This is a genomic window from Acinetobacter populi (genome assembly GCF_002174125.1).
GTDB lineage: Bacteria > Pseudomonadota > Gammaproteobacteria > Pseudomonadales > Moraxellaceae > Acinetobacter > Acinetobacter populi.
Window position 1 is genome coordinate 302,969 of record NZ_NEXX01000002.1, and the last position, 25,547, is coordinate 328,515.

The following is a 25,547-nucleotide window of genomic DNA, read 5'->3' on the forward strand; positions in this document are numbered from 1 at the left end:
TTTGTAAAATAACCATAACCCTCAGACCAGAAAGGCACAATAAAATTATGGTTATTGTTTGTTAAATGTGAATTGCCCGTTGCATACTTGCCAAAATAGATTCATGCATGGCTTCGGATAAGGTTGGATGTGGAAAAATCACTTCAGCCAGACTTTCATCAGTGGCTTCAAGATGCTTGGCAATGGCAAAGCCCTGAATCTGTTCGGTCACTTCATGTCCAACCATATGTGCGCCGAGTAACTCCCCAGTTTCGCTATTGATGATGGTTTTAACAAAACCTTCGGCAACACCGAGCGCTAACGCCTTGCCATTGGCAGACAATGGAAATTTACCAACTTGAATACGATATCCTTCTGCCTTGGCTTTTTGCTCGGTTAAACCAATACTCGCCACTTGCGGATGGGTAAAAATACAGCCTGGAATTTGAGTACGATCCAATGCATGAACATGTTTGACACCAGCAATTTTTTCGACGCACAAAATTGCTTCATGACTAGCCTTATGCGCCAGACAAGGTGCGCCAGCAACATCACCAATGGCATATACACCAACCACATTGGTTTTACACCATTGATCTGTTTTGATAAAGCCACGATCAAACTCAATACCCAAGGCTTCGAGTCCCAGATCACTGGAATTAGGTCGTACACCAATCGCAGATAACACCCGATCAAATACCTGTGTTTCTACACCATTGGCGCCTTCAATTTCACATGTGACCTGATTATCCTGAACTGTCACAGCATTCACTACCGATTCAGTCAATATTTTCATGCCACGTTGTTCAAACTGCTTTTGCACATATTGAGCAACTTCAGCATCTTCAGTCGGTAAAATCTGTTTGGCAATATCAATCAAAGTCACTTCACAACCCAAGTCCTGATATAGACTGGCAAACTCGCTGCCAATTGCACCTGACCCAATCACCAGTAAAGATTTTGGTAATGCCTTTGGTACAAGCGCTTCCTTATAACTCCAGACGTATTCACCATCGACAGGCACTTGTGGCAAGGTTGCTGCCTTAGCACCTGTGGCAACAATAATATGCGGTGCGGAAAGTTTTTGAGTTTTACCCTCTGCATCGGTGAGTTGCAACTGTTCTTTAGCAATAAATTTTGCTTTGGCATTAAATACTGTGACATTGTTTTTCTTTAACAAATGACCAATACCCTGTACCAGTTGTGCCGAGACCTGACGACTATGTTGGACCAGTTGACTCATATCAAAATCGACTTGCGACACCTGAAAACCAAACTGCCCTGCATGTTGAATTTGATGTGCCAACTCTGCACCTGCAAGCAATGCCTTAGTCGGAATACAGCCCCAGTTAAGACAAATACCGCCTAAATGACTGGCTTCTACCACAGCGGTTTTTAGCCCGAGCTGGGCTGCACGAATTGCAGCCACATACCCACCAGGACCAGCACCAATCACGATTAAATCAAATTGTGTGTCTGACATGCTGATCCTCCTACACTAAAATTAACGCAGGATTTTCAACGAATTGTTTAAAACTCGCCAAGAATTTTGCACCCACGGCACCATCAATCACCCGATGATCACAAGATAATGTAGCAGTGACGATCTGACGAATCACAATTTCACCGTTTTCCACCACAGTACGCTGTTCTGATGCACCGAGTGCCAAAATCGCACCTTGTGGCGGATTAATAATGGCATCAAACTGCTTGATACCCAACATGCCAAGATTGGAAATACTAAAGCTACCACCCTGAAACTCGTCGGGACTTAACTTGCCAGTTTTGGCACGGGTTGCCAGATCACGCATTTCAGTGGAAATTTCTGCCAGAGATTTCTTGTTGGCAGCCTTGATAATTGGCGTAATCAAACCATTATCAATGGCAACCGCAACCGAAATATCAGCTTGGGAAAATTGCAGAATTTCCTGCTTTTCCTCATCGTATTGCACATTGACCGCAGGGACTTTGATCAGTGCAGCACTGGCTGCTTTAATCAACATATCGTTAATTGACAATTTCACCTGCGGCACAGTGGCATTGATTTGTGCCCGTAACTGCTGGATTTCATCGACATTTAGATCGACAATTAAACGGAAATGCGGTGCATTGCGTTTGGCTGCCTGTAAACGCGAAGCAATGGCACGGCGCATCCCATTCATAGCAATGGCAGTGACTGTTGCCGCTGGTGCAGATGGATTCTCCTGCCCTTCAGCTTGCACTACAGGTGGATTTTCACGTAAATATGCTGCTTCCACATCCTCTTTACACACTCGACCACGAGAACCCGAAGCACGGCAATCATGCAGATTGATGCCCCATTCCTTCGCCAGACGACGTGCCACAGGCGTTGCGGCAATCTGACTGTCATCAGCACTGGATTTGACAATTTTACCGCTCGCCTGATTTTTTACATCGGGCCAACTACCACCCGCCGATTGCACCGCTGCCTGAATATCGTTAACACTAATCCGATTTTCACGTCCTGTACCTGTTACCTTGGCAAGATTAACATTATATTTTTCTGCCAGTTTTAAGGCATGCGGCGTAGCAAATAACCCATCAGCAGCCTGATAACCCTGTAATTCCGACGGTACTCGATAGCCACCCTGTACCACAGACGCAGATGTTTTGGTCGCAATTTCTGCATTTTTTTGTACTGGCGCAGTCGTTGTTGTTCCTGCTGTTTCAGCGACTTTTGTTGGTTGCTGTGCAGGAGCAGCCTGTTCAGTTTTGGTAGGCTGTTCAGCAGTTTGAGTACCACCTAATGATTGCACATAGGCATCAATCTCGGCATCAGATACATCAGCATCGGCACAGACTGCGATTAACCCACCGACAGGTAGCGTATCGCCATCTTTTGCCAGAATTTTTCGCAAGGTACTATCAAAAGGTGCTTCCAGCACATTGACGATTTTTGTGGTTTCAATCTCACAAATTTCCTGTCCCTTACTAAAGCTACTACCTTCCTGAATCAACCACTGGGCAATGGTGCCTTCTTCCATGGATAATCCCCATTTTGGGATTTCCAGTGTTTTAATCTCGCTCATCCTAAGCCTCCAGAGTTTTACGTACAGCCTGTTCGATACGTTCTACACTCGGCAACCACTCTTTTTCCAATACAGGTGAGAATGGCACAGGCGTGTGCGGTGGCGTGACCAGTTCAATCGGTGCTTTCAGATAGTTAAAGCCTTTTTGTGCAATCAGTGCAGCCACATCATGCGCAAAGCCACAACGAGCTGCCGATTCATCAACAATGACCACACGTCCAGTTGAAGCAACGGATTCCAAAATACCCTCTTCATCCAGTGGTGAAATGGTACGTGGATCGACCACTTCGACTGAAATACCCTCTTTAGCCAGTTTATCGGCAACTTCATTGGCACGATGTACCATTAAACTTAAGGCAATAATGGTGACATCAGTCCCTTCACGGGTATAGTTCGCCACACCAAATGGAATGGTATAAGCCTCATCAGGTGCATCACCCTTGACGTCATATAACAGTTTATGTTCACAGAAGATCACTGGATCATCATCACGAATGGCTTGAATCAATAGACCTTTTACATCATATGGATTTGATGGCACCACGACTTTCAAGCCGGGTACAGAGGCAAATACGTTATAAGGTGATTGTGAATGTTGCGCTGCGGCAGAAAAACCTGCACCGATCATGCCGCGCACCACCATGGGTGCTTTGGCCTTACCACCAAACATATAGCGGAATTTTGCGGCTTGGTTATACATCATGTCATAGCAAACACCGTAAAAATCCATAAACATCAAGTCGGCAACCGGACGCAAACCTGTTGCTGCGGCACCTGCTGCCATCCCAATGATGGCAGATTCGGTAATTGGGGTATCAATTACCCGTTCTGAACCAAATTCGGTCCATAGACCTTTGGTGACGCCAAGTACACCACCAAAACCTTCTAACTTATTATCATCGGTATTTTTACCACCATGACCACCACGAACATCTTCACCCACCACAATGACGGCTGGATCACGACGCATTTCCAATTCGATGGCTTCTTTAATGGCATTTCGATAGCTTTTAACTGGCATGATTTACTATTCCTTTAGTAAGACACATAAACGTCTGTAAGAAGTTGCGATGTTTCTGGATATTTTGCGGCGCGGGCTTTTGCCACGGCATCATCGACATTGGCTTTTGACTCAACATCAATCGCATCCAGTTTGGCTTCATCAATTTTTCCTTTGACTTTTTCACGGAAAATTTTTAATGGATCCTTATTTTCCTTGACATAATCCAGCTCTTCTTTAGAACGGATCAAGCCCGGATCACCTTCAAAGTGCCCGTAGAAACGGTTGGTCACGGTTTCAATAACACTTGGTCCTTCACCCCGACGAGCCCGTTCGATGGCGGCATTGGCGGCTTCATAGACTGCGAAAAAATCTGTGCCATCAACTTTTTGTGCTGGCATACCAAACGCTGCTGCACGACCTGCAATGTCTTTGCTACCCACAGCATAGTCATGCGCGGTTCCTTCACCGAAGCCATTATTTTCAAACACAAAAACCACAGGCAGTTTAAGTACCACAGCCATATTCATGGCTTCAAAAGTCAAGCCCTGATTGGAACCACCATCACCTGTAAATGACAGCCCAACACCACCGGTTTTTAAGGTTTTGGCTGTCAATGCTGCGCCAATTGCCAAAGGAGGCCCACCGCCAACGATACCATTGGCACCTAACATGCCTTTATCCAGATCGGCAATATGCATGGAACCACCCTTACCACGACATAAACCATCATCTTTACCAAAAATTTCCAGCATCATGCCGTGAATATCACAACCTTTGGCAATACAGTGTCCATGTCCACGGTGGGTTGAAGTAATGTAATCCTTGTCGGTTAAATTCTCACAAATCCCGACAGCGACTGCTTCTTCTCCACTATATAAGTGAATAAAGCCAGGAATATCACCTGTGTTATTTTCATCGTGAAGTCGATCTTCAAATTCACGAATATCACGCATACGTCGGTATGCAGTCAGCAATTGTTCTTCCGTTAATTGCATATCAATGATCCTTCTTTACTCAATTAAAAAGCAATGATTCATATTAAACTGGGTATTTATAGATCCGCTTAAACACCCATGTCTTTATATAAATTTATTTTAAATAAATAAGCTATTAGACTAAAAAAATATTTTTATAAAAATTATAATAAAAACCAGTAAAACAACGATTTAAAACACTTAAAATAATTGTTACTTTTTATTATTTATCATTTACTTATAAAAACAAACCTTCAACCAACCTTTATTTAATATAATGATCTATTTAATTATTAAAAACCAATCTATAATGATTAAAAAATAGTTTGACATTATAATTAAATTTCGCTTTATTAGATATATATTTTAAAAGGAATTTAAAATGTATCAATTATTAAATACAACGCCCGATATACAGCAACTTAATAGGCAAAAAAATCTGCACTCTGCAATATTGCCTGCTGGCACACCAGTTGATGGAAATTCTGCACATAGCCAGCCAAAAACACAGCAAAATCATAATACAGGTATCAAATTACGTGGTGCAGAAAAAGTTGCCAGAATCCCGGTCAAAGTGATTCCAACTACAACTATTCCAGAAAAACCTCGCTGGATTCGTGCCAGAATTAGTCAGCCTGAAGAAATTAAACGCATCAAGAATTTATTACGCCAACAAAAATTGCATACTGTATGTGAAGAAGCCGCCTGTCCAAACCTGCCACAATGTTTTGGTGGCGGCACAGCAACATTTATGATCATGGGCGATATCTGCACTCGCCGCTGTCCGTTTTGTGATGTGGCACATGGCCGGCCCAATGCGCTTGATCCGGAAGAACCCCGCCATCTGGCAGAAACAGTGGCAAATTTAAAACTCAAATATGTGGTGATTACATCTGTTGATCGTGATGATCTATTAGATGGTGGAGCCCAGCATTTTGTTGAATGTATCAAGGAAATTCGTAAAAGTAGTCCCGATACTTTAATTGAAATTCTGGTGCCAGATTTTCGTGGACGACTAGACATCGCCCTTAATATTTTGGCGGAAACACCACCGGATGTGTTTAACCATAATATCGAAACCGTACCCAGACTTTACAAAGCCATGCGTCCTGGTTCGGATTATCAACATTCACTTGATTTATTGAAAAAATTTAAAGCCCTACGTCCGGATTTAGTTACCAAATGCGGATTGATGGTTGGGCTAGGTGAAATCGAAGCGGAAGTTTTTGCACTGCTTAACGACCTAGATGATCACCATATCGATCTGGTCACGATTGGACAGTATTTGCAGCCGAGTAAATCGCATGCAGCCATTCACCGCTTTGTTTCTCTGGAAGAATTTAAACGCTATGAAAAGCATGGCAAGCAACTGAATTTTAAAAATATATGGAGTTCACCCATGGTTCGTTCCAGCTATTATGCAGATCGGCAATATCATGGTGAATCCGCACCAGATTCGTTGGTTTAATTTTGATCAAATTTGCCAATGTATCCCTATCCAGTTTTTGTTTGAATAGGTCTGTATCGCTCTCTTAGTAAAATTAAATTGCAAAACGATAAAACTTGCTACAGCAATCATACATTGATCGACTATCGTTAAATTTGTGATTTATCCTAATATGTTAACCTCTTCACGACTCTACGGATTTGGAGTCGTCAATCAGTGATCAGGAAGTATTGTATGGATACTCAACGTTCTAAATCACAGTCTTATACCCAGCAGCCTACACATCATTACACGCCTTTGGCAAATGTTGAAGCAGCACCTATTTTAGCCCTGACGCAAGACTGGCAATCTTCTGTGTTTGGCAATGCAATCGCTTTAAACCAATCCAGTCTAGCCGATATTGCCGAAGATGCCGGTATGGCAATTGGCGTTACCGATCCTTGTGGCACGTTACTCTGGACATGGAGCAGCCGGGCAATGCGCACTTCTGCCGAACAGGTACACTTTGTTGAAGGTGGTCAATGGGATTTGCAATCTGTTGGCACCAATGCTCTGGGATTGGCATTGCATACACACACCACAAGCTGTGTCTATTCTCACGAAAATGCCATGCAAAGCGTTCGAGACTGGGTCTGTTATGCGACACCCATTATCGATAAAATGACCAAACAATATTATGGCATTGTCAACTTATCGACCAAGTATAAAAAGCACAGTATTCTAGGTAAACTTGCGGTTGAACGCTGCTCAGATATTATTCTGGGAACCTTGCAGCTGATTAAACAGGACCGTCTGATCATTCATGCTTTTGGCACACCACAAATATCGTTTAATCATCAACCTTTAACACTTACGCACCGGCAAATAGAAATCCTGTGTATTCTGGCCCTTTGCCCTGCCGGAATTAGTCTGGATGAATTGCATTATGCCTTGTATGGTGATCGTGAGGTCAGTAGTAAAACCTTAAAATCAGAAATTTCCCAGTTGCGTCATCTATTAAATGATCAGATTCAATCCCGTTCCTATCGTTTGACCTGTGAAGTACAATGTGACTTTATCACTGCCGAGCAATCACTTAATTCAGGCTGCTTCTCGACGGCATGTAATCTATATAAGGGAAATTTTTTATCTAAATCGGATAGTCCTTTTTTAAGAGCATGGCGCGAATCCTTTGATGCCAGACTCAGCTATCATATTCATCAATCACATGATGTCGAACAATTACTCGCGCTGGTACAACGAGCACCCGACCGTATAGATGCAGTCGAGCGTTTACTGGATCTTTTACCTGTCAATAGTCCGTATCGGGATAAAATCGCTGCACTTTTGATGCTATAGCTCACCCCTTCCATGCACATGACTGGAAAATCCGGATGACATGGCATGGATCATTATCCAAGATATATGGATAATCCATTCTCTATTCAGATAAAATCAAACATGTTTTACTTGAAATTTACTGTCAAATTCATTAAAATTCGCCCTCGCACTTATGCGACACAACTATTTTGGTTGTGACTCCTTGCTTCTGACACATTGTCAGGGGCTGTTTAAACCGTAAGGAGCTGACAATGCGTCACTACGAAATCGTGCTTTTGGTACATCCAGACCAAAGCGATCAGGTTGTGGGTATGGTTGAACGCTATATCGCACAAATCAAAGAAGCCGGTGGTCAAATCCATCGTTTAGAAGATTGGGGCCGTCGCCAATTGGCTTACCCAATTAACAAAATTCACAAAGCACACTACATTTTAATGAATGTTGAATGTGGTCAAACTACGCTTGATGAATTAGAAGAATTATTCCGTTATAACGACGCAATCATTCGTAATATTATCATTCGTCGTGAACATGCGATTACTGAAGAATCTTTATTGGCTAAGAGTGCTGAAGAAAAACGTGCCCGTAAGGCGCAACGTGAAGAAGCACAACAAGCTCAAGAATCTGTTGAAGGATAAGGAGAACACACATGGCACGTTTTTACCGTCGTCGCAAGTTCTGCCGCTTCACAGCTGAGAATGTTGCATACATCGACTACAAAGATATCGACACTTTAAAACAGTACATCACTGAAAATGGCAAAATTGTTCCTAGCCGTATCACTGGTACTCGTGCGCGTTATCAACGTCAATTAGCGCTTGCAATCAAACAAGCTCGCTACTTGTCTTTGATTCCTTACACTGACAACCATAAGTGAGGTGAGCTGTGGACATTATTCTATTACAACGCATTAAAAACCTGGGTAAATTAGGTGACAAAGTTGCAGTTAAAGCTGGCTATGGTCGTAACTTCCTAATTCCTCAAGGTAAAGCTGTTGCTGCAACTGAAGCAAATACTGCTGCTTTTGAAGCTCGTCGTGCAGAACTCGAGAAACAAGAAGCTGAAGTATTGGCTGCTGCGAATGCCCGTGCTGAACAATTGAACGAAGTGAATATCGTTATTACTGCAAAAGCTGGTGATGAAGGTAAACTTTTCGGTTCTATCGGTACGCGTGATATCGCTGATGCCTTAACTGCTGCTGGTCTTACAGTAGACCGTTCAGAAGTTCGTCTTCCAAACGGTGCACTTCGTCATACTGGCGAATTTACAATTGCTGTTCAATTACATCACGATGTAACTGCTGAAGTACTTGTAACAATCGTTTCTGAATAATTTCTCTTTCTAGACAAATTATTCAAACAAGAGGCATGTGGAAACACATGCCTTTTTTGTTGTAATGACCACACTCTCCATTCATTTTTAATGCTAAAATCTTATCCCTTAATTCATCGATCACATTTCTTTTTAGGTACTATTTCTTATGTCGGCTAAGGACAAACAAGCGTCTTCCAAAACGACAAATTCAGATAATGCAGTAAACGACCAACAAAAAAACTTTCGTACGCCACCACATAACTTGACGATGGAACAAGCAGTATTGGCGGCATTGATGACGGTTGCAGAATCATGGGAAAGCATTGCCGATATTTTATCTGAGCATGATTTCTATGCTGCACGCCACCGTTATATTTTTCAGGCGATTGCCAAACTGGCCAATTCAAATCAGCCTTATGATGCGGTACTGGTTAATGACTGGCTTGCCAATCAACATTTGCTCGAAGCTGCGGGTGGCGAAGCCTATCTCATGCAATTGATGTCGGAATCACCAACCTCTTTATTTAACCTGCCAAGCTATGCAGAAAAAGTAAAGGAACTGTCGACCCTACGCAACATGATCGGAGTCGGCAATGAGATCTTACAGACCGCCTACGATCCCAAAGGACAAACAGTTTCCGACTTATTGGACCTTGCCGAAACCAATATTTTTTCTCTTGCAGAACAACATAATAATCGCCAGAGCAAAACCGGACCACAATCAATTAGCGATGTGGTCACTTCCGTCGTCAGCAAACTGGACGAATTATCCAAACTGGACAGTAACATTACCGGTCTATCCACCGGCTTTGTCGAACTGGACAACAAAACCTATGGCATGCAAGCAGGCGACCTGATTATTGTCGCAGCGCGTCCATCGATGGGTAAAACAACCTTTGCCATGAATTTGGTCGAAAGTGTCCTCTTTAACTGCGATCTGCCAGCGCTGGTCTTTTCCATGGAAATGCCAGCCGACTCAATTGCCATGCGGATGATTTCCTCTTTTGGCCGTGTCCACCAGGGACATTTACGCTCTGGTAAACTTGATGGTGATGAATGGTCGAAGGTCACCAGTACCATTGTGCATCTCGAATCGAAGCACCTCTATATTGATGACTCTTCTGCCCTGCCACCGACCGAACTACGTTCCCGGGCACGCCGTATTGCCAAACAGCATGATGGTAAACTCGGCTGTATCATGGTCGATTATTTACAGTTGATGAAAGTACCCGGTATGGGTGATAACCGTGTAGGTGAGATCTCGGAAATTTCCCGAAGTTTAAAAGCACTGGCAAAAGAGATGAATTGTCCAGTGATCGCCTTGTCACAGCTGAACCGAAGTCTGGAAAACCGCCCCAATAAACGTCCAGTTATGTCTGATCTACGTGAATCCGGTGCAATCGAGCAAGATGCCGATTTAATTATGTTTATTTACCGTGATGAGGTTTACAATAAGGAATCCAAAGAAGCCGGTACAGCCGAGATCATTATTGGTAAACAGCGTAATGGTCCAATTGGTACTGTGCGTTTGGCTTTTGAGGGACAATATACCCGATTCAGTAATTTATCCCCAGAGTTCTACAATAATTTTCAAGAAAATGAAGAATAGTTTCTTCATCGTTTAAGGAGTTTCGCTGTGCGTCAGGCAACGGTTTGTATTCACAAACAAGCATTACAGCATAATTTTCAACGTGTAAAACAACTTGTCCCAACTGCAAAAGTTGTGTGCATGGTCAAGGCCAATGCCTATGGTATTGGGGTACAGCCCGCCATTGAAGCATTTGACGAAGCCGATGCTTTTGGTGTTGCCTGTTTGGATGAAGCACTGGAAATTCGCAAACTGGGCAACCAGAAGCCAATTACCCTGATCGAAGGGGTTTTTAGCCAGAATGAAATGGCGATTGCCGTTGCAGAAAAAATCGAATGTATTGTGCATCACCAACAACAACTTGACTGGTTATATAACTACAAAGAACAGTATCAGCAAGCCGGTTTAAAAGTCTGGGTAAAGCTCAATAGCGGTATGAATCGTCTGGGTTTTAAAGTACCGGAAATTATTGACGTTATTCAACAATTAAAGTCAGATGGTTTCCATTGTGTACTTGCCATGCATTTCGCCAATGCCGATGTTCCCGATCATCCGATGAATCAGCATCAGATTTCACAACTATTACAGGTCAAAGCCGCCTGCATGCCGATTGAAGTTTCCTGCTGTAATTCAGCAGCCATTTTCAATTATCCTGAATTGCATTTTGATTATGTTCGCCCCGGCATTATGCTCTATGGTGCTTCTCCTTTTGAAGATCGTTCTGCTCAGGATTTGGGTGTACAACCAGCGATGCAATTTAATGCTGCTATTATTGCCATCAATCAGATCAAAGCAGGTGAATTTGTCGGTTATGGTTCTCGCTATAAAGCACCTAAAGATATGACCATTGCTGTGGTGTCAATTGGTTATGGCGATGGCTATCCGCGCGCCTTTGTAAAAGATAATTTTGTTGCCATTGAGGGTCAGTTGGTGCCTGTGGTCGGACGTGTCAGCATGGACATGATCACCATTGATGTGACCGACATTGCAGCACAAGTCACCATCGATACACCTGTTGAACTATGGGGTAAAACCCGTCTGGTCGATGATGTGGCAACAGCCAATGGAACCATTGGTTATGAATTGTTATGTCGCTTAACCAATCGTCCCAAACGCATTATCGAGTAATCATGCTTGCGCTTTTATGCCAATTCCATAAAAGCGCAACAAATCATGAAAAATCGATCTATTCATCGTCAAATGCATCTCTTACAATCTTTTCTTTATCAATATTTAATATAAAAAAATAAAATTTGCTTATTTTGAAGAATAACAGTGCAGGCGTACTATTTAGACATTGAAACACATGTCGTATTGTAGGAAAACGTAATGAACGCCAAAGTAGAAACTCAATTTTTAAATACAACAGCATATAGCCAATTAAATCAGCAACAAGCGCAAGAGATTCTCGAAAAGGCTCAAAACTACGCAGCAGAAAATGAATTGGATTTTACTGGTAGCCTGACACCGCAGGAAGCATGGCAACTGTTTTAAAGTGGACATGCCGTTGTGGTTGATGTGCGTACCAATGAAGAACGTAAATTTGTCGGTTATGTTCCAGAAACTACGCATATTGCTTGGGCAACGGGTACCTCCTTTAATCGCAATCCACGATTTTTAAAAGAACTGGAAAATAAAGTCGGCAAAGATAAAACGATTTTACTCTTATGCCGTAGTGGTAACCGTTCTGCACTGGCCGCTGCGGCTGCCTATCAGGCGGGGTTTGAACAGGTGTATAATATACTCGAAGGGTTTGAAGGTGATCTAAACGAACAACAGCAGCGCAACCAGAGTAATGGTTGGCGTATTCGTCAATTGCCATGGGTACAGGATTGATTTACCCATCAGACTCGTTTGATAACAATTGCCCTAAGTAAAAATCACCCAAGTAAAGGAGTACGCCGTGTCACACTGGCAAATTCAACATGTGATTCATGGTCTGCAACATGCCCGGCATGACTGGCGTGAATCACAACAACGTGCCAAGGAATTTGGTGGGCGTGAACTGCCCTCCAAAGAAGCCTTAAAACAAATTTTAACAGACCTATGTGGCATTCTATTTCCAATGCGACTTGGGCCCAGCGAACTGCGTCAGGAAAGCGAAGATTACTATATTGCCTATACCCTTGATCGTGTACTGAATGATTTATTTCAGCAGGTAGTACTCACCTTAAGTTATGAAACCAAGCGTTTGCATATTCAGCAGGAACTGGTACAACACAGGGAACATGCGCACCAAATTGTACAGAATTTTGCTAATGATTTGCCTACAATCCGGCGTTTGTTAGATGCCGATGTACTGGCGGCATTTGACGGTGATCCAGCTGCCCGAAATGTGGATGAAGTACTCCTCTGCTATCCGGGTATTTTTGCCATTATTTATCATCGTATTGCTCACCAACTTTTCCCGCATGTGCCTTTATTGTCACGAATTATTTCCGAATTGGCGCATTCTGCAACGGGTATCGATATTCATCCCGGCGCACAGATTGGCAAAGGCTTCTTCATTGATCATGGTACCGGTGTGGTCATCGGTGAAACCTGTATCATTGGCGAACGGGTTCGTATTTATCAGGCCGTAACACTGGGTGCAAAACGCTTTGAAATTGACGATTCCGGTTCATTGAAAAAAGATTATGCTCGACATCCTATTGTTGAAGATGAAGTCGTGATTTATGCCGGTGCAACCATTCTTGGACGTATTACCATTGGCAAAGGCTCAACCATTGGCGGTAATGTCTGGTTAACCCACAGTATTGCTCCAAATAGTCAGATTTTACAATCCAGTTCGGAGCAATCAACCAAAACATCAATTTAGCGCCAATCATAAGTTATTGATTCTAAATAATTTTAAAATTGTAAGGAAATCTGATATTCACAATAATCAGGGCATGGAAACGATAAAACAATAAATTGTTTTATCGACATATTTAAATCATTTTCCTGTCCTGATTTTATCCGTTTTTGCTGATCAATTTTGCAAATTTTTCAGCACAAATGGTGATGATCAGCTGAAATAAATATGCAAAAATCACCCAATAACCCTGCACATTTATATGTTTTTTAATGTCCGTAATTGAAAACAATTATCTCTTAGCATTTTTATATATTTTTTTCTCATATATTTATCTATATAAGTTATATAGAAATTTTTATGGAAACATTATCTTAATTTGTTATTTTCCAAAATGTTTTTTTCCACTTAATCTTATATGCATCTTGTTAACAACGCCGTATGTAGGACAAATTGATGGCAAAAAATAGTGATAAAACTCAACTTGCACTGGGCGATATTGCAGCACGCCAGCTCGCCAATGCAACGAAAACCGTTCCTCAACTTTCCACCATTACACCACGTTGGTTAACCCACTTATTACAATGGGTACCTGTTGAAGCGGGTATTTACCGTGTCAACCGTGTGAATAATACCGATGATATTCAGGTAGCATGTACACAGCGTGATGAGGCGACTTTGCCACAAACTTTTGTGGACTATGATCCTCAGCCACGTGAATACTTCCTAAATGGTGTATCGACAGTTCTTGATGTGCATACCCGTGTTGCCGATCTCTATAGCAGCCCGCATGACCAGATTAAAGAACAATTACGTCTGACCATCGAAACCATCAAAGAACGTCAGGAAAGTGAACTGATTAATAACCCGGAATATGGTTTATTGGCCAGTGTAACAGACGACCAACGTTTATCGACTTTAAGTGGTCCACCTACCCCTGATGATCTGGACGATTTATTACGTAAAGTCTGGAAAGAACCAGGATTCTTCCTTGCACATCCAGATGCGATTGCCGCTTTTGGTCGTGAATGTACTCGCCGTGGTGTTCCACCACCAACAGTAAGCCTGTTCGGTTCGCAGTTCATTACATGGCGTGGCGTACCGCTAATTCCTTCCAACAAAATTCCTGTAGAAGATGGCAAAACCAAAATCATTTTGCTCCGTGTAGGTGAAAAACGTCAGGGCGTTGTTGGTTTATTCCAACCGGGTCTTGCAGGTGAACAATCACCTGGTTTATCTGTACGTTTCATGGGGATTAATCGCAATGCTATTGCGTCTTATCTGATCTCATTATATTGCTCTCTTGCGGTACTCACCGAAGATGCGCTTGCTGTATTAGAAGATGTGGAGATAGATAAATATCATGACTACCCAGTTAACTACAAATAATCCAAGTAGTCATGCGGGTGTAAATGACGTCGGTGGTGTACAACCACCGGCAAATTTACCCGATGAAGCTACTATAGCCCGTTTGGCAAATGAGTTTTTTTCGACTCTACCCAATTCCGGACAGAATCCTTCCGGTTTAAATTTGGATTTACCGAATGTGGCACCGCCTCCGCATCCACCACAACCTGCCGAAAATGTTACGGCATTAAGTGGTCGTGCACCGAATATTGCGTTCCAAAAAGGTCTAAATCCGGAATTGCCCGATCATATTCCCAATTTACCGGACTATCCCGAACGTCGAGCTGTTGCCTCTGCACCGGTGATTGGCGGGGCAAATTTACCTAAACCGCCCTACGAACCGCATTCACCAAAAATTGCCCATCCACAACCCAGTATTCCAGTTGTGGCTGCTGAAGCACCACGTACACAATCGGACTCGCCGTTTTATTTTCTAAACCAGGCATCTGCTAGTTCAGCACCTAGCTCTGCATATCCAGATTTAAATGATTTTAGTCGTGGTAACGATCATGGCAATATCGCGAAATCCTTTCATTTGCCTTATGGAGATGGCTTAACATCTTTATTAAGAAATGATTCGCCTCAGGTGCAAACACCGCAAAACAGTCAATCGGCATTTTATTTTCTGGACGCTTTTCCCCAAAATCAGCCGCATGTTGGCAATATTCCACAAAGTTATCATGCAGATAAAACGCAGTTTACCCCAAGCAGTGCTCAACCACTTGACGTATTTGCGATCCGCAAGGATTTTCCAATCTTGCAAGAACGAGTGAATGGTCGCCCACTGGTCTGGTTTGACAATGCGGCAACCACTCAAAAACCGCAAAGTGTGATTGATCGGATTGCTTATTTTTATCAGCATGAAAATTCCAACATTCATCGTGCTGCACATGAGTTGGCTGCGCGTGCTACCGATGCCTATGAACATGCCCGTAATGTTGTGGCACGTTTTATTGGTGCAAAATCGTCCAAAGAAATCATCTTTGTGCGTGGTACAACCGAAGGCATTAATCTGATTGCAAAAAGTTGGGGTGAGCAAAATATTGGTGAAGGTGATGAAATCATTGTCTCCAATCTTGAGCATCATGCCAATATCGTTCCGTGGTATCAATTAACCAAGAAAGTCGGTGCAAAATTACGGGTTATCCCTGTTGATGATACCGGTCAGATCATTTTGGAAGAATTACCCAAATTGATCAATGATCGTACTAAGTTGGTGTCGATTACTCAGGTATCCAATGCACTGGGGACTGTAACACCTGTTGCAGAAGTCATTCAAATTGCTCATGCCCATGGCGTCAGAGTATTGGTGGATGGTGCGCAATCTGTATCGCATATGCCAACTGATGTACAAGGTATCGATGCCGATTTCTTTGTGTTCTCAGGCCATAAGGTTTTTGGTCCAACTGGTATTGGCGCAGTGTATGCCAAACCTGAAATTCTGGAAACCATGCCAGTTTGGGAAGGTGGCGGCAACATGATTCAGGATGTCACTTTCGAACAAGTGGTCTATCAACCTGCACCGAACAAGTTTGAAGCAGGCACAGGTAATATCGCCGATGCAGTAGGTCTGGGCGCGGCACTTGAATATGTTGAACGTATTGGTATCCAGAACATTGCAGCTTATGAGCATGCTTTACTAGATTATGGTCAAAATGCTTTAAGTAGTGTTTCAGGTTTAAGACCAATTGGTACAGCATTGAATAAAGCCAGTGTGATGTCATTTACACTGGAAGGTTATTCAACTGAAGAAGTCGGTAAAGCGCTGAATCAATACGGTATTGCTGTACGTTCCGGACATCATTGTGCACAACCTATTCTACGTCGTTTTGGTGTAGAACAAACCGTGCGCCCATCGGTAGCATTCTATAATACAACTGATGAAATTGATTTAATGGTATCTGTACTGCATCAATTGAGCAAAAAAAGAAGGCAGTACTAATCTTCACTGACATTTGAATCACAAATAAAAACCGAATTGTTCGCAATTCGGTTTTTTCATGATTTATCTGTATATGTGTGATCCATAAAAAAACCACCTTCGATCCAAGATGGTTTCTAAACTAGAATTATCTTTAAGTTAAAAATACCCTTAAATTACAAAAAATCCATGCGTATTATCTGCCTTGAGTTGATCAACTAATCCATATTCCCATTCAAGATAAGCATTCATCGCCTGTTCGGAATTATCTGTACCTTCATATGGACGTTTATAGCGATCAATTTGTTCCGATAACAACACATGATTTTCTGTATCCACTGCATTGCCCTGTGCTTTCCATGCAGCATTACCACCTTGCAACACATACACCGGTTGTTGTGTCCATTTTTCAATCTGGCTCACAGCATATTGTGCCAATAAGCTGGTGCCACAGGTCACAACAATGGGTTGATCGGTGGCAATTTTCCCATTTTGAAAGAGCGCATCAATGTCTTTACGCAATGCCCATTTTGCCGTTGGAATATGCCCTTTTTTATAATTGGCACTGGTGGTGAAATCCAGAATTGTTACATCCTGCTGCTGTGCAATCCATTCGGCCAGTTCTGTAACCGAAATAGCATGCTCAATATGATTGGCTGGAACTTTGGCCTGCCATGCACCCTGCTCGGTCAGGATTGTTGCATAATCATCTTCCAGTACATAGACCTCCCAATTCATCTGTGCCAGCCACGACCCTGTCATATATGCCCGTACTAATGCATCATCGAGTAACACGATTCTGGCACCACGTACACTGGCATAATGATCGGTTTCCTGCACCAGTTGCCCACCGGCAATCCAGCGACTATCCGGTATATGTGCCGTAATATATTCCTCTTCGGAACGTACATCAAAAACATAAGTAGTACGCTCGGTTTCAGCACGCAATTGTGTCAACTGTGCCAGATCAATAGTTTTTACACCGGCACGTTGTGCCAGATCTTTCGCATTGTCTAAAATACTTTGCCGGTCGTTTTGCCCGCTAAAATCTTTATATTGTGCGGCTTGCTGAGTTGCCAATGTCTGCCCTGCAAGCGTCCAGCCAATGGTACCATTTCGCAAAGCATAGACCTGATGTGGAATTCGGGCATTAATTAAAGACTGAGTGCCAATCAAACTACGTGTCCGTCCGGCACAATTGACAATAATTTTGGTTTCCGAATCTTTGACAATATCCTGTGCACGCAACACCAGTTCTGCTCCGGGAACACTTACGCCCTGTGGAATACTCATGGTTTGGTATTCGTCATAGCGACGGGCATCCAGAATCACAATATTATCATTCTGATCAATGAGCTGTTTGACTTCCTGAGCGCTCAAAGAAGGGGTATGTTTAAAATGTTCAACCCACTCGCCAAATGCTTTACTGGCAGAATTAACATCAATAAATAATTCTCCGCCAGCTGCCTGCCAAGCGTTTAAATCACCTTCTAGTAAGGACAATTGCTGATAACCCAACTGTTGTAGTTTTTCGATGGTCTGATGTGCCAAACCTTCGCCATTGTCATAAATCACAATATCGGTATCCAGCCGCGGAATACGATTCAAAACTTCAATTTCCAGCCGTGAAAAAGAAATATTGACCGCAAATAATGGATGTCCCTGAGCATAGAGATCTTCTTCACGTACGTCAACGATAGCAATTTCCTGACCATCAATCAGCTTTTGACGAATATCCTGATAATTTTGAGTAGCAACTGTCATGATTTAAATTCCTGATTTGAATAGCCTGAAATAAACGGTTTGGCACGGCCTTCGGCATCAAAACTAAAGCGTTTGACTTGACCAATATCTGCGCCATAAATATGAATACTGATCGAAACCCGATCCTGAAATGCATTACTGACCTGATGAATATCACCCTGTTCCGGGGTGAAAAAATCAATATCGGTTTCATTTAACACATCCGCTGGGTCCACTGGGATTAAGCGATCATGTTCACGTTGATAACGCTGTGAAATTTCCGCACCCTGTAACACGCCCACGACACCCCAAACTTCATGATTGTGAATCGGGGTGGTTTGATTGGGTCCCCAGACAAAACTCACAATCGAAAATCGTGACTGCGGATCGAGGTACAATAAATATTGCTGATAATGCTGCGGATGTTCCTGCCGGAATTGTTGCGGCAACCAGTCTTTTTGGCTTAATAAAGTCTTGAACTCGGGAATAAAGGATCTAATTAACTGTTCTCCCTGAATTCCCTGTGCCAAACCTTGTTCAATTTTTGCAGTTAGAGGATGCAATTGTTCGATTAAATCTGTCATCGGATTTACTTGGTCACCTTAAAGCCTTGATCAAATGAATTGCTGACATCAAACTGTTTATTGATCAATTGGTACTTGGTATAAAAGTCTGCGGTTTCCTGCGAGGTTTTAATTACATCGGCATCAATTGGATCCCAGCTTGAATTTCTGCGTTTAAAAGCAAGAATTCCTACGTCTTCTGGTAAACCGACAATTTTGGCATATTCCTTACCAAATTCTTCTGCATGCTCATTGGTCCAGATTTGTGATGCTTTTAAGCGATAAATGAAATCCTGAATCGCAACCCGTTTTTGCTGATCTTCCAGTGCTTTTTGTGTTCCGGCCAGAAAGATATAACCGGAATATAAACCACGACCATTGGCAACAATGCGGTAATGATCTTTTAACTCGGCATATGCTGTATAGGGATCCCAAACTACCCAGGCATCAACGGAACCATTCTCAACTGCAAGTTTTCCATCAGCGGGCGGCAAAAATTTAAAAGTCACATCTTCAGGTTTTAATCCTTGCTGTTCTAAAACTTTTAAAGTTAAAAGATGACTGATTGAACCTTTATTCATGGTCAGACTTTTGCCTTTTAAATCCTTGGCAGATTTAATCGGACTATTTTCTGGAACCAAAATAGCTGTTGGGTAAGGGTCTGTTTTATAGACTGCAATTGCCTTAGCAGTTCCACCATTGGCATTGGCAAATAAAAATGGTGCATCACCCAGATAACCAATATCAATACCTTCTACTTTTAAGGCTTCTGCGACAGGTGCTGCGGCTGGAAACTCATACCAGTTAATTTTATAATCGACGCCTTTTAACGCCCCTGATGCTTCAAGCTGCGCACGCATATTACCTTTTTGGTCACCAATTTTTAGTACGACTTCAGATTTTGCTAGAGATGCCTGTGAAGAATCTACATTTTTTGCAGCCTCTTGCTTATTACAACCCAGCAAAGTCAATGTACTGAGTAGCGCAGTAAATAATGCCAATTTCTTTTTTGTCATTTTCATCTATCCTCAATTAGGCAATTTTTTGTTGTGCCTGATCAACAGCAGCAGTTTTTTCACGAATTAAAGGAATCAGTTCCTTGCCATAATCTTTTGCATCTTCAAGTGGATCAAAACCACGAATCAGCACATTTTCAATACCCAATTTATAATAATCGGCAATGGATTCCGCCACTTGCTCAGGCGTTCCCACCAATGCAGTTGAGTTATAGTTTCCTTTTACCAGTGATACGATACCAGTCCATAAATTACGGTCCAGTACCTCGCCATGTTGTGCAGCTTCAAGTAAGCGTTGTCCACCAACACCGGGATGTTTAAAGTGAATCCCCTGTGTGCCTGTTTGCTCAAGCTGTTGTTTGGTTTTTTGATAAATATCCTGTGCCTTTTCCCAAGCCTGTTTTTCACTATCAGCAATAATCGGGCGGAAGGAAATGTTATATTGCAATTGACGCTGCTGTTCGGCCAATAACGGGGCCAGTTTTTCAATATGCTCTTTAGCACCAGCAAGAGGTTCACCCCATAGCGCATAGACATCGGCATGTTTTGCAGCAATTTTTAATGCTTCTTCAGAAGAACCACCAAAATAAATGGGTAAATGCGCTTGCAGTGGTTTAATTTCGGAATACGCATCGACGACTTGATAATATTCACCCTGATAATTAAAAGGTGTCTGGGCATACCAAGTATTTTGCACAATATCCAAAAATTCATCAGTTCGCGCATAACGCTGCTGTTTATTTAAAAAATCACCATCTTTTTGCTGATCTGTATCGCTAGCACCAGAAATAATGTGTACAGCCAAACGGCCATCAGTTAAATGATCTAATGTCGCCAATTTACGTGCAGCCACCGTAGGAGATACAAATCCGGGACGATGGGCTAACAGGAATTTAATTTTTTGGGTATGCGCTGCGGCATATGCCGTAATCAAAAAACCATCTGGTTGATCAGACCAATACCCCACCAGAATACGATCAAAGCCCGCTGCTTCATGCGCCTGTGCAAATTTTGCAATATAATCTTTATCAAATGTTGTGGTTGCAGGAATAATTTCTGACACTTCACGGTGTCCAATCATCCCTAAAATTTGAATTGCCATGGTTTAACCTATTGGAATTTAACTTGAGCATAGGATAAAACGACAGCATTTATATTAAAAATAAATATTAAATATAACCTAATATCAAAAATGGGAATACTAAACCAATCCTAATATTCCTCTGAGTTGTTGTGAGATATCTTCCAATATTTGATGGCATGCTGCATCAGCATGTTGTTGTACTTTGGCATAGAGCAAGCTGTCAAATGGAAAACCTTCCATATCCAACGCCACCAATTGGTGGGCATATTCACTATATTCGAGTAATTGTCTGGGCATCAGACCAATACCATGGCCTTGTGCAATCAGTTCCATATGGCTTTTTGAGCCAGTAATTTCAACTTTTATATTCGGTGACAGTTGATGCTCCGCAAGAATTTTGCCAAGGTAGGCACGATAACCACAGCCTTCGTGATTTAAAATCCAACCTAAGCGCTGACAGTCCTGTAAGGTCTGCAATGCTGTTTTCTTTAATTTTTGCGTAATCACAGGCACGATATTTAATTTTGCAATACTATGCAAATGTTGATCTTGCTGAATTCCGGGAATATCTGTGGTGGTTAAAATCACAATATCCAATTTATTTTGTGCAAATAATTCGACTAAATCTGTACTCCATCCCGTTGATATTTCAAATTTTAGCTGGGGATAATGCTGGTTTTTATAGGCCATAATGTGATTTAAGCTGATGTCTGCAATACTGGTCGCAATCCCGATACGAATGCTATTTTGCTCGGTTTTTAATGCCATCAATAGGTGATTAAACTGACGAATCTGCTGATTGATCTGCTGGCATTGTTCATAAACAGCGATTCCATTTTGCGTCAGCTTTAAAGGACGGGAGGTTCGATCAAACAAAATCAAACCAACATCCTGCTCCAAATTTTGAATCCGTTTGGTGATTGCAGGTTGGGAGATATTTAACTTTTTAGCGGCCAGACTGGTATTTTGCAAATCGACAAAGGTAACAAAGGCTTCTATATCTTCTAGCTTCATAATATGTGTTCAAATGCTCTATATCAAAATTTTAATCTGTTTTGATCACAATCACCAGCCATGCTGATGATTGTAAAAAAAGATATTTATTTAAGGCTGTGTATGGAAAATTTGAGAGCTTTTTGCATCAATATTTTTAGGCAATAAACCTTCCTTAAAGAATGCATCTGCAATTTTTTGCTGATCCAGCAAATCTTCTGCGGTTACCGCTTCAACCTGATAAGAACGGTGTGCATTGGCTTGCTGTACCACATCCAAAGGTAAATTTCCCCAAAGTGGTGCCAGAATTTTTGCTGCATCCTCAGGAGAATTTTTTACCCATTCTGCTTTGGCTTTTAATGCAGCAATAATTTGTTCAATCACTTCAGGATGTTGTTCGGTAAAACTGCTTGACGCCAGATAATAACGTTTATAGCTTGCCAGACCTTCACCTGTGGTTAAAATTTTGGCATGTTGTTGAATTTGACCACTAGATACATACGGCTCCCAAGTTACCCATGCGGCAACGCTGCCATGCTCAAATGCTGCACGACCATCTGCCGGTGTCAGCCATGATGGCGTAATATCCTTTAGGCTTAATCCAGCTTTATTCAATGCTTCAATTAATAAATAATGACTACCCGCAGCTTTGGTCACCGCAATTTTTTTGCCTTTTAAATCTGCCAGTGTCTTAATCTGTGAATTGGCAGGAATGAGGATCGCCTGAGCAGTAGGTGATGCCGCTTCTTTGGCATAGTAGGTAATCTGTGCATCAGCTGCCTGTGCAAAAACTGGTACAGTATCCGCCACATCGGCAGACACATCAATATTTCCGACATTCAGTGCTTCCAGTAAAGGTAAACCACTGGTAAATTCATGCCAACTGACTTTATATCCCTGTTTTGCCAGTTGCTGATCCAGTTCACCACTTTGCTTAAGCAGGGTTAATAAGGTCGAAGATTTTTGATAACCAATACGCACAACCTGTTGCGAGGTCGCGGTTTTTTCATTTTGTTGTTGAGCACTGGACTCAGGTGATTTAGTGCAGGCAGCCAAGAGAATAATGCCCATCAATACACTGAACCATAACAACAATTTTTTAGCCATGATCTATATCCTATGACAATATCGATGAGAGAAATTTAGCCATACTCAAGGCAAGACATCGAACCAGATTCAATCTCTATATAAATTTCATCTCAAAAGGAAGGTGTAGGACAATCACGGTATAACAAAAGACTAAATTAATATAATAAATCTTATATATAAACTAATATCACAAATAGATATATAAACCAAAAAATTCAGTCAAAATAATAAAATTGCAGCCTCCTTTCCATGTTGTGATGCTTTAACAAATCTTTCTATTGATAAATATTCCCCTTATACTTTAACCAGCCATCAATGTGGCGACCTTGTGGATCACGGTGCGTCCAGTGAATCACACCACCTTGAGTATTATATTCATATTCCCCAAAGAACTGGACAGTATCACCTTTGCTTAGCTTTTCTAGGCGTGGTGATAAATCAATATTGTGTGCCACCAAAACCGTCATGCCATTTCCAAGTTCCAGAATAAAACGCTGGTGACGAGAACCCTGTTGATCATCAGCTAAAACTGTTTTAACCACACCCACACCTTCCACCTGAACATCACTGCGCCGATCTAGAAAGGCCTGCTGAATTTTGGCATCACCCGCAAGTAATGAGGAAGATTGATTTTGCTCAAACTGTTGCTTGTCACCCGCAACAATCTGATCTTGCAATTGATGATGTGAGTTTTGTTCTGCCGTTGTGGGTGCCGATCCGCTATGATTTTGATCACGACTAAAAATATTGGTACCCAATACAATGGCCACGATAATGGCAACAATTACCCCAGCATTGATACTTTTTTTCTTTCCAGCCATATCACGTCATCTCATCTATGTTAAAACCTGATCACAGGCCATCAGGTTTTAATTGTAGCAAAATAAACGCCATTAAATGATTTCAGTTTGCTTAGGATCTGTTCCAAAAATCGCACGTCGTTTACTTCGCTCAACTTTTGGACATTGAGTAGAGATCTGATATAACAGCTTCATCAATGCAGGTAAATGTGTTCCGACCACAGATTTTCCGGTACTTAGCAAGGCGACACTAATGTCACGTTGTGGATCGGCCCAACAAATATTATTGGAAAATCCAAGATGTCCAAAAGCCTGACCAGTCATTGGGCCATATAATCCTACCGGATTATTCCCAAGCATCGGTCCAAGTGCATAACGCATCGGCACCAGCAAGGAGTGATCAAGCTTAATGCCGGAGGTTGGCAAGGTTGCCCGAAATACGGTTTCCGACGTCATGATTCTATGTCCCTGATATTCACCACCATTTAACAGCATCTCAAAAAAGCGGCAAATTTCCTCGGCACTGGTATATATATTTGCCGCAGGACTGATACTGTCCATAAATCTTGGATCATTGGTCACTTGCACGGCTGTTTTTAAATCTGCCCCCAGAACATGACTCAGATATTGGTCTGTACCAAATCTGGAATAAAATCCCGTCACGTAGTTCAGCGCGACCTCATCTCGAAACTCAGGTGCAACCCCATAATTAAAACAACGCATCTCCATCGGGCTGGCAATTTTTTCCTGCAAATAGTCCTTCAAATTTTTTTGAGTCACACGCTCGATAATCTCACCAAGAATATAACCAGCAGTCAATGCATGATATGCCAGTTTCGATCCCGAAGCAGACATCGGTTTTGCAGCATAAAGCCGTTTTAAAATTTCTTCCTGATCAAATAAAATCTCGGGATCTACTTTGCCTTCCAGCCGTGGAATCCCACCTCGATGAGACAGTAAATGAAAAATCGTGGTATAGCGTTTACCACGCTGTGCATACTCTGGAATATAATAACTAATTGGATCCAGCAGATTTATCTCCCCTGCCTCATCCAATATATGAACCAGCATTGCCGTAATCAGTTTAGAGGCCGAAAATAAACAAATCGGTGTGGTGGTTTTTGCAGCAATTTGTTGTGTGGTGATATCTTGTTGTAAAGACGCATCAGCAAAGTTACCGCGAGCATAACCAATACTGCGATTAATCAGAATTTTGCCTTGCCGCCGTAAACAAAAAGAAATTTGCGGATGATTCCCGGTACGGTATAAATCCTCTACTGCCGTTATGATCCGTTGTAATTGTTGCTCACTCATCCCGCCAGCTTCGGCTGGATGTTCTCGTCGAGCATCGGTAATCGGCTGTAAATCTTTGGGAATATCCAGCGTATTACTTGAAAAAATTTTCATCCTCTGTCCTTATTATTTTAATACCTGTTTTTGTCTTTAAGATTGAATCCTCCAA

The 25,547-nt window shown here is 42.1% G+C and carries 22 protein-coding genes and 1 pseudogene; 11 read left to right on the top strand and 12 right to left on the bottom strand.

The genetic code is table 11. The features are described from left to right. Positions 1–61 precede the first annotated feature (61 nt). Genes lpdA through CAP51_RS07600 form a run of 4 tightly spaced genes read right to left on the bottom strand, consistent with a single transcriptional unit; the run spans position 62 to position 5,027 of the window. Positions 62–1,462, bottom strand: a complete 1,401-nt coding sequence (lpdA, locus tag CAP51_RS07585) for a dihydrolipoyl dehydrogenase (RefSeq protein WP_087620147.1) — start codon at positions 1,460–1,462, stop codon at positions 62–64. 10 nt (positions 1,463–1,472) lie between these two features. Beyond that, the gene (locus CAP51_RS07590; protein WP_087620148.1) at positions 1,473–3,029 is read right to left on the bottom strand and encodes a 2-oxo acid dehydrogenase subunit E2; all 1,557 of its coding nucleotides are present in this window, start codon (positions 3,027–3,029) and stop codon (positions 1,473–1,475) included. A gap of 1 nt (position 3,030) precedes the next feature. Beyond that, positions 3,031–4,050 (bottom strand): alpha-ketoacid dehydrogenase subunit beta, encoded by a 1,020-nt coding sequence (locus CAP51_RS07595; RefSeq protein WP_087620149.1) that lies wholly within the window; start codon positions 4,048–4,050, stop codon positions 3,031–3,033. Positions 4,051–4,064: 14 nt separating this feature from the next. Then, positions 4,065–5,027, bottom strand: coding sequence for a thiamine pyrophosphate-dependent dehydrogenase E1 component subunit alpha (locus CAP51_RS07600; RefSeq protein ID WP_087620150.1), 963 nt, complete (start codon positions 5,025–5,027; stop codon positions 4,065–4,067). Positions 5,028–5,388: 361 nt separating this feature from the next. Here CAP51_RS07600 and lipA point away from each other — a divergent pair, with 361 nt between their 5' ends. The 11 genes and pseudogenes from lipA (at position 5,389) to CAP51_RS07655 (ending at position 16,818) form a co-directional block, all read left to right on the top strand. Next, positions 5,389–6,474, top strand: coding sequence for a lipoyl synthase (gene lipA, locus CAP51_RS07605; RefSeq protein WP_087620151.1), 1,086 nt, complete (start codon positions 5,389–5,391; stop codon positions 6,472–6,474). Between the two features lie 213 nt (positions 6,475–6,687). Beyond that, positions 6,688–7,791: a winged helix-turn-helix domain-containing protein gene (locus tag CAP51_RS07610; protein ID WP_140404412.1), complete on the top strand. Its 1,104-nt coding sequence runs from the start codon at positions 6,688–6,690 to the stop codon at positions 7,789–7,791. Between the two features lie 233 nt (positions 7,792–8,024). Next, positions 8,025–8,411, top strand: a complete 387-nt coding sequence (rpsF, locus tag CAP51_RS07615; RefSeq protein ID WP_087620152.1) for a 30S ribosomal protein S6 — start codon at positions 8,025–8,027, stop codon at positions 8,409–8,411. Between the two features lie 11 nt (positions 8,412–8,422). Then, positions 8,423–8,650: a 30S ribosomal protein S18 gene (gene rpsR / locus CAP51_RS07620; RefSeq protein ID WP_087620153.1), complete on the top strand. Its 228-nt coding sequence runs from the start codon at positions 8,423–8,425 to the stop codon at positions 8,648–8,650. Between the two features lie 8 nt (positions 8,651–8,658). Beyond that, the gene (rplI, locus tag CAP51_RS07625) at positions 8,659–9,105 is read left to right on the top strand and encodes a 50S ribosomal protein L9 (RefSeq protein ID WP_087620154.1); all 447 of its coding nucleotides are present in this window, start codon (positions 8,659–8,661) and stop codon (positions 9,103–9,105) included. 148 nt (positions 9,106–9,253) lie between these two features. Next, entirely contained in the window at positions 9,254–10,696 is a 1,443-nt protein-coding gene (gene dnaB, locus CAP51_RS07630; RefSeq protein WP_087620155.1) for a replicative DNA helicase, read from the top strand. Between the two features lie 27 nt (positions 10,697–10,723). Continuing rightward, positions 10,724–11,803 carry an alanine racemase gene (gene alr / locus CAP51_RS07635; RefSeq protein WP_087620156.1) on the top strand — a complete coding sequence of 360 codons (1,080 nt, stop codon included), beginning with the start codon at positions 10,724–10,726 and terminating at the stop codon, positions 11,801–11,803. A gap of 201 nt (positions 11,804–12,004) precedes the next feature. Continuing rightward, positions 12,005–12,511, top strand: a pseudogene (locus CAP51_RS07640) (rhodanese-like domain-containing protein). Between the two features lie 67 nt (positions 12,512–12,578). Further along, a complete protein-coding gene (gene epsC, locus CAP51_RS07645; RefSeq protein ID WP_087620157.1) occupies positions 12,579–13,493 on the top strand; it encodes a serine O-acetyltransferase EpsC in 915 nt (304 codons plus the stop codon). Positions 13,494–13,925: 432 nt separating this feature from the next. Further along, entirely contained in the window at positions 13,926–14,858 is a 933-nt protein-coding gene (locus CAP51_RS07650; RefSeq protein ID WP_087620158.1) for a family 2A encapsulin nanocompartment shell protein, read from the top strand. Then, positions 14,833–16,818, top strand: coding sequence for a family 2A encapsulin nanocompartment cargo protein cysteine desulfurase (locus tag CAP51_RS07655; RefSeq protein ID WP_087620159.1), 1,986 nt, complete (start codon positions 14,833–14,835; stop codon positions 16,816–16,818). Before CAP51_RS07650 ends, CAP51_RS07655 begins: the two co-directional genes overlap by 26 nt. 150 nt (positions 16,819–16,968) lie before the next feature. Here CAP51_RS07655 and CAP51_RS07660 read toward each other — a convergent pair whose 3' ends face one another. The 8 genes from CAP51_RS07660 to CAP51_RS07695 all read right to left on the bottom strand — a co-directional run bounded on the left by CAP51_RS07660 (position 16,969) and on the right by CAP51_RS07695 (position 25,492). Beyond that, complete coding sequence (locus CAP51_RS07660) at positions 16,969–18,561, bottom strand: rhodanese homology domain-containing protein (protein ID WP_087620160.1); 1,593 nt, start codon at positions 18,559–18,561, stop codon at positions 16,969–16,971. Then, positions 18,558–19,124: a cysteine dioxygenase family protein gene (locus tag CAP51_RS07665; protein ID WP_087620161.1), complete on the bottom strand. Its 567-nt coding sequence runs from the start codon at positions 19,122–19,124 to the stop codon at positions 18,558–18,560. The genes CAP51_RS07660 and CAP51_RS07665 overlap by 4 nt, the downstream gene beginning before the upstream one ends. Positions 19,125–19,129: 5 nt before the next feature. Beyond that, the gene (locus CAP51_RS07670; protein ID WP_087620162.1) at positions 19,130–20,119 is read right to left on the bottom strand and encodes an ABC transporter substrate-binding protein; all 990 of its coding nucleotides are present in this window, start codon (positions 20,117–20,119) and stop codon (positions 19,130–19,132) included. A 16-nt stretch (positions 20,120–20,135) separates the two neighbouring features. Continuing rightward, positions 20,136–21,221: an LLM class flavin-dependent oxidoreductase gene (locus CAP51_RS07675; RefSeq protein ID WP_087620163.1), complete on the bottom strand. Its 1,086-nt coding sequence runs from the start codon at positions 21,219–21,221 to the stop codon at positions 20,136–20,138. A gap of 99 nt (positions 21,222–21,320) precedes the next feature. After that, positions 21,321–22,217, bottom strand: a complete 897-nt coding sequence (locus CAP51_RS07680; protein ID WP_087620164.1) for a LysR family transcriptional regulator — start codon at positions 22,215–22,217, stop codon at positions 21,321–21,323. A 90-nt stretch (positions 22,218–22,307) separates the two neighbouring features. Then, positions 22,308–23,303 carry an aliphatic sulfonate ABC transporter substrate-binding protein gene (locus tag CAP51_RS07685; protein ID WP_087620165.1) on the bottom strand — a complete coding sequence of 332 codons (996 nt, stop codon included), beginning with the start codon at positions 23,301–23,303 and terminating at the stop codon, positions 22,308–22,310. Between the two features lie 257 nt (positions 23,304–23,560). Next, the gene (locus tag CAP51_RS07690; RefSeq protein WP_087620166.1) at positions 23,561–24,106 is read right to left on the bottom strand and encodes a DUF3465 domain-containing protein; all 546 of its coding nucleotides are present in this window, start codon (positions 24,104–24,106) and stop codon (positions 23,561–23,563) included. 72 nt (positions 24,107–24,178) lie between these two features. Beyond that, on the bottom strand, positions 24,179–25,492 hold the full coding sequence (locus CAP51_RS07695; protein ID WP_087620167.1) for a serine hydrolase domain-containing protein: 1,314 nt from the start codon (positions 25,490–25,492) through the stop codon (positions 24,179–24,181). Between the last annotated feature and the right edge of the window lie 55 nt (positions 25,493–25,547).